The sequence below is a fragment of the Pseudomonas sp. 05T35 genome, assembly GCF_056396605.1.
This window is the reverse complement of the sequence record NZ_JBFTLU010000289.1, coordinates 1-5753: the sequence shown is the minus strand read 5'-3', so window position 1 is coordinate 5753 and position 5753 is coordinate 1. Positions and strand designations below refer to the sequence as shown.

Here is a 5753-nt window from a genome sequence, read left to right as displayed (position 1 = left end):
CCGACACCCTGGAAGTGAAGCTGCCGGGCTCGGTAATCGTTGCTCAATGGCACACGGTCTAGAGGGAAATCAACGTTTGGGAAACGTTCTGGATCGCTGTTTTCTTATCGCCAAATCATCGAAAGCCAGAAGAAAAACGACCGCTCGTCGAACGAAGTCCCCTCTGTTTTGACAGCTTAAGATGGGCATCTATAGTGCAGACGCGGCCTGTTGGAAGGAACCCGGGCCGGTCACTTTCATAGGCAAGGAGCCAGGCCAGCTCGTACCTTGTGATCGGTAGGTTCCCCGTAGTAGCGCGCTTACAGCAGCCGTATGGCAATCAAGCGTTGTTGTGCCTGGTAGACGCCAGGCTCTCACTATGAACAAGGAGCTTTACTATGTCTCGAGTCACGGATGTGCTTGTTTCGATCGACACCGAATCCATTCTGAAAAACTACCCGAACATCAGCAAAAATCCCAACGCGCCAACGCTTATCGATGTCAGTCATGTGTACATGGTCACCAACCGAGACAACGTGATCAATGGCCAGGCCGGTGGCGAACTGAATCTGAAAGCCTCCGTCGGTGACCTGATTCGCTGGCGCGAAACCAGCCTGTCGCAGAGCTTCGAAACAGCGGTCATTTTCTACAAGTTCATCGGCAACGCCGGTAATGAACTGATCTCGACACCGACTCCACGCAAAGCCACCGCGTGTGTTGCCGTGCCAAACACCAGTAACCCGTCGGTGCCTAGCTGCCAGAAAGTCGATAACCATTACTGGTCTTCGGAAACCCTGGCCACCGGCAGCGTGACCTATCACTTCAACTTCCTGATCGTGAACAGGGACTGCCAGATTGTAGCTTGCTGCTCGTGGGACCCGTTCATCACCATCCGTAACTGATCTGGACGGCCCCTTGGCGACAAGGGGCTTTCCCCTCTGCCTCGCGCCCCGACTGGAACTGGATGTCTTGCGTAAGCCGCAGCGGTGGCCGTGATCGACCCACATCATGAAAGGAAGCCGTGATGTCCACAGATACCAGCGCAAACCCGTCATCCACCACTGAGCAGGCAACCAATGTGTTGCTGATTGTCGACGCCGAAACCCTGCTCACCCGCTACCCGGAACCGAGCCTCGACCCGCAGAAACCGACCGTGATCGAGGACGGCTTCATTTTCACCTTTGGCGCGTCCCTGGGGACAACGCCAACGTCCAAGAGCCCTTGCCTTGAACTACCGGCAAGTTCAACCAAAACCTTCCACATCCGTGGCCGAACCGTTGGCCTGCACGCCGAACACAGCGTGGTGTTTTACAACCTGACTGTGGGCGACGCCGGTGTGTTCTCAAAACCGCATCTGGTGGTGCATAACGGCCAGACCTTGCCGGCCCCCAATCCCGAATCCCCCACCGAACCGCTCCCGGTGAAAGCCGATGATCACTATTGGCATTGCCAGCAGCTGAGCACCGGTGTCGAACAGTGCGAGCTGAGCTTTATGCTGGTGAACAGCAGCTGTGAAGTGCTGGGGTATTTCAGCTGGGCGGTTGGGGTGAAGCTGTCGAACTAAAGTACCCGGACTGTTTTTGTGGCGAGGCTCGAAGCGGTACCGGCTCGCCACCTACTTCGTAGCAGCTGTCGAAGGTTGCGTTCGGCCCGCGTAGCGGCCGTAAATCTGACACCGCATCATTTCCGAGATACAGAGAACACGGTTTTGCAAGGGGTGCACCCTCGAACGCAGGCTTCGCCAGCTGCTACGGATCGAGTGAGCATGCATGCCTCAACCATCCACCCGACCCGATTGGCTATTGGCCTGAAGAGCCCTGGCCATATGCAAATGGTTTTCGAGCTTGGGCAGGGTTTCTGCAACGAAGGCCTTGAGCTCCGGCACGTCGGTGGTTTGTGCCTCCTGCTTCAACTGTTCGATGGCTTCCTGGGTGGTTTTCACCTGGCTGGCGGCATAGGCCGCGTCGAACGAGTCGCCGTCCTTGACCTCAGGAATCAGCGCCTTGGCCTTGCTGGCCACCTCCTCTCTGGGAGCTACGGGCAGATCGAGTTTCTTGGCGATTTTTGCCAGATGCTGGTTGGCCGTGGTGCGGTCGTTGATCACCACAATCGTGTAATCCTTGACCTCTTTGGATTCGGTTTTCTGGTGAGCCAGGCGGCTGGCTTCGATGTCAGCCATACCTTTGAGCGAGGTGTCGTTGATGAAATCGGTTGGCGACTGGGCCAAAGCATTGCTGGCGCCCAGGCCCAGCAATACGGCAAAACTGATGGTCGATAATCGGCTGGCCATACGGTTCATGGTCGCGCCCTCCTTGAACAGGCAAATGAGTGCAGCAGGTTTCCCCGCCTGACGTCTGAAGTTAAAACACCGCAAAGGTTTAGAAAAATTGCACCGGTCGCGACGAACGGCGCCCGAACGGAAGCCGAATCAGACGCGATCCAGCCGTCCACTCAGGCGTTTGACTGCGTACATGGCCTCATCCGCATGCTTGAACAACTGCTTTTCTTCGCTGCCATGCTCGGGGTAGAGCGCGATGCCGATACTCGGCAGTATGTTCAGGGTATGGCTGTCCAGGCGCATTGGCTGGCCGAGCACCTGACGGATTTTGATCGCCACACGGGCGGCGTCTTCGGCGGCCTGAATGCTGTCGAGCAGAACGACAAACTCATCACCGCCAATGCGCGCCACCGTGTCGGACTCACGCACGCAGCCTTGCAGTCGATTGGCCACCGCTTGCAGCAGCATGTCGCCGACGCCATGACCATAGGTGTCGTTGACCTGCTTGAAGTGGTCCAGGTCGACGTACAGCAGCGCCATCCGTCCAGAGTCTTTTCTGGCTTTGCCGAGGGCTGCTGTCAGGCGTTCACGCAACAGTTCGCGGTTAGGCAAGCGGGTCAACTGGTCGTGCTGCGCCATGAATTGCAGCCGGAAGTGCAATTGCTTGCGCTCAATGGCTGCCGCGAGCTGGGCACAGACGTATTGCAGCAGCTCCTTGTCGCGCTCGGTATAGCGTTCGCCACCGGGTACGCTTTTGACGATCAGTGCACCGATGGTGCCTTTCTGTGAGTTCAGCGGCACACCCAGCCAGCAGGGTGAGTCCTGGCCATTGCCGACCTCGGACAGTCCGGGCATCGAGACAGGTTGGTCAGGCGTCACCAGCACCGGCTGCCCCGTTTGGATCACCTCGGTGCAAAGCCGGCCGGTAACGCTGCACAGCGGATCGCTCTCGTGTTCATCGACGTGGTACGGAAAACTCAATTGCTCGCAGTGCTCATCATAGAGCGCCACCGAGAAGTTCAGCGCCGGCAGCCATTCGCCRATCAATTGATGAACGAGCTTGAACAGCGCCAGCAAATCCTCAGCGGCATGGGCGGCTTCGGAGATCGCGTACAGTGCGGCCTGCCGGGACTCTGCCTGTTTGCGTTCGGTGATGTCACGAGCCACGGCGATGCGCAGTTGGTCAACTTCAGACCAACGCRCCGACCAGAGAAGATGCACCACCTGACCATCCTTGCGCAGGTAGCGGTTTTCAAAATTCGGGTTGGGCTGGCCGCGCATGATTTCCCGGGCGGCGTCCAGGGTCCGTTGGCGATCGGCCGGGTGGACCATCTCGATCATCAACTGGCCGATCAGCTCGTCCGGGGTGTAACCGAACACTCGCTCGCTAGCAGCACTGACAAAGACGAAGCGCCCCTGGCTGTCGACCGCACACACGACGTCGAGCAAAAGATCGATGTAACTCGCCAGCGGCGCGGAATTACTGGTGGTCATCAAAGATGGATACTGTCCAAAAGTGCAGCCGTGAGTATCAATCCCTGGACCCGGCCATCGTTGAAACGGATGTCCTGACGCAGCTGTCGCAACCCTGCGCGCAGCCTCAAACCTTGTTCGTCAGCAACCCCGGCACCGCGTGCAGCAAGGCGTTGATGGCGAAACCGGTGAACATTACCCCGCAAATCCGGGTAATTGCCAGCTCATGACGCTGATACAACGTGCGCACCCGACGAGTGCCCACAATGCCGATCAGAATAGCGTATGCAGCGATACCGCTAATGAAACTCGGAAAGATCAGCTATGGACATGCCGGGAGTGCGCCCGGTCACGGAGTGAAAAACTTCATCCCGGCATAAGGTCTCTGGCGGCACGCCTGAAGGCGCGACACCAGATCCCCAACATGGGCCTCGATCTTGTGCCCATCTGGATCCAGAAAATAGAACGACGCGCCTTCGCTGCGATTGTCACGCCACTCTAAAACACCCACAGCTCGCAGTCGCTCAACCAATACCGGGAAGTCGCTGGCGCCTACGCTGAATGCGTAATGGGTGTAATCGACCGCCGCCTCAGGCTCGCGCAGCGGATCGAGAGACAGGCACAGCCACAACCCCGGCAACGACAGATAGGCACCGCCGTCCCAGGTGGCGTCGAGGCGCAGTTGCAACAGGCCATGATAGAACGCCACGCTGCGGTCCAGATCGGTGACCGCCAGGGTCAGGTGGCTGAGGCCGGAGAGCATCGGTTCAGAGCCCTTTTAACTCTTTCGGAACAACATACCGCTGACCGTCATACCGCAGCGTCGTCAGTACCGTTTTCMCCACTGTATCTTTGGATTCGCATTCGCCATTCTTCACCGCGTCTTGCGAGCCGGTGGTCACCGATTTAACGATCAGGTCGGCGAAGCCGTGGCTGCTGGTTTTGGCTATATCCAGAGTGCGTTTGATGTTCGAGAACTCGCCCGCACAGTTGGTATCCCACTCACCGCTATCGGATTCGATCACCAGTTGCTCCAGTACCGGGCGCAGTGTGTTGCCTTCGCGAACATACAGCGACAGCCGGGACTCGCCGAAAGGATTGGCCCGTGATGAGCCGGTGAACCCCGCACGCACACCGAATGCCCGCAGGTCGGAAGTGAGCTTGTAGCGTGCGGTGTCGATGCTCAGCCCATCGAACCGGACAGCATCGGAGCTGAACACCGAGGCTTTGGAATAGCGAGCCAGCGGCTTACCGTCGACGTTGGACACCACGGCCAGTTTCAAGTCGTACATTCCGGTGCCGTCCGCTTCATCGCTGAGGGTTGGATCCGGCTCGATTTGCGACAGCGCAGTGATGGTCTGGCCGTCATAGGCCGGCCAGTCCTTGCACACCGAATAACCCGGCACACCCTCGGGCAATGGCGGTGTTACACACTCGGCATATGCCTGGGTCACGCCCAGCGCACCACTCATTGCCACACATCCCAACCAGCTGTATTTCAAGGTCATTCCCTGTTCCTTGCGCACGTCATCAATCGATAAAAGATCAGCCCTGCACTATCGCCCGCCCGGACCGTCGATTCAACCGGTTCGATACAGCAGTTCAAAACGCGCTACGAAAGATCTCCTCGATCTGCCGCTGATCCGCCGCCCGTGGATTGGTCAGGCCGCAGGCGTCTTTCAAGGCGTTGGCGGCGAGGATCGGGATGTCTTGCAACTTGGCGCCGAGATCACGCAAACCGCCGGGGATTTCCACATCCCTGGCCAACGCGCGGATCGCCACGATGGCCGCCTGGGCCCCCTCTTCCGGGCTGACGCCACGAGTGTCGGCCCCCAGAGCCTGCGCCACCACGGCCAGGCGTTCGGCACAGACCGCGGCGTTGAAGCTTTGCACGTGCGGCAGCAGTACTGCGTTGCAGACACCGTGGGGCAAGTCATAAAAACCGCCCAACTGGTGCGCCATCGCATGCACAAACCCCAACGAAGCATTGTTGAACGCCATGCCGGCGAGGAACTGCGCATAC

The 5753-nt window shown here is 58.5% G+C and carries 7 protein-coding genes and 1 pseudogene; 2 read left to right on the top strand and 6 right to left on the bottom strand.

Annotated elements, in window-relative coordinates:
* The first annotated feature begins 377 nt into the window (after positions 1–377).
* Both AC1DH9_RS20330 and AC1DH9_RS20325 read left to right on the top strand, forming a co-directional pair.
* Positions 378–881 (top strand): inclusion body family protein, encoded by a 504-nt coding sequence (locus tag AC1DH9_RS20330; protein WP_123582560.1) that lies wholly within the window; start codon positions 378–380, stop codon positions 879–881.
* A gap of 122 nt (positions 882–1003) precedes the next feature.
* A complete protein-coding gene (locus tag AC1DH9_RS20325) occupies positions 1004–1543 on the top strand; it encodes an AidA/PixA family protein (protein WP_427536779.1) in 540 nt (179 codons plus the stop codon).
* Between the two features lie 210 nt (positions 1544–1753).
* Here the strand turns inward: AC1DH9_RS20325 and AC1DH9_RS20320 are convergent, their stop codons facing one another.
* The 6 genes and pseudogenes from AC1DH9_RS20320 to AC1DH9_RS20295 all read right to left on the bottom strand — a co-directional run.
* Positions 1754–2278, bottom strand: a complete 525-nt coding sequence (locus tag AC1DH9_RS20320) for a DUF4142 domain-containing protein (RefSeq protein WP_427536781.1) — start codon at positions 2276–2278, stop codon at positions 1754–1756.
* Between the two features lie 129 nt (positions 2279–2407).
* Positions 2408–3751: a sensor domain-containing protein gene (locus AC1DH9_RS20315; protein WP_477808665.1), complete on the bottom strand. Its 1344-nt coding sequence runs from the start codon at positions 3749–3751 to the stop codon at positions 2408–2410.
* Positions 3752–3857: 106 nt separating this feature from the next.
* Positions 3858–4052: pseudogene (locus AC1DH9_RS20310) on the bottom strand (LysE family translocator); the annotation flags it as partial.
* A 27-nt stretch (positions 4053–4079) separates the two neighbouring features.
* Complete coding sequence (locus AC1DH9_RS20305; protein ID WP_427536785.1) at positions 4080–4493, bottom strand: VOC family protein; 414 nt, start codon at positions 4491–4493, stop codon at positions 4080–4082.
* Positions 4494–4497: 4 nt separating this feature from the next.
* Positions 4498–5238 (bottom strand): PA3715 family protein, encoded by a 741-nt coding sequence (locus tag AC1DH9_RS20300; protein ID WP_477808664.1) that lies wholly within the window; start codon positions 5236–5238, stop codon positions 4498–4500.
* 94 nt (positions 5239–5332) lie between these two features.
* On the bottom strand, positions 5333–5753 hold a 421-nt coding region (locus AC1DH9_RS20295), incomplete at its 5' end, for a dehydroquinate synthase/iron-containing alcohol dehydrogenase family protein (RefSeq protein WP_477808663.1).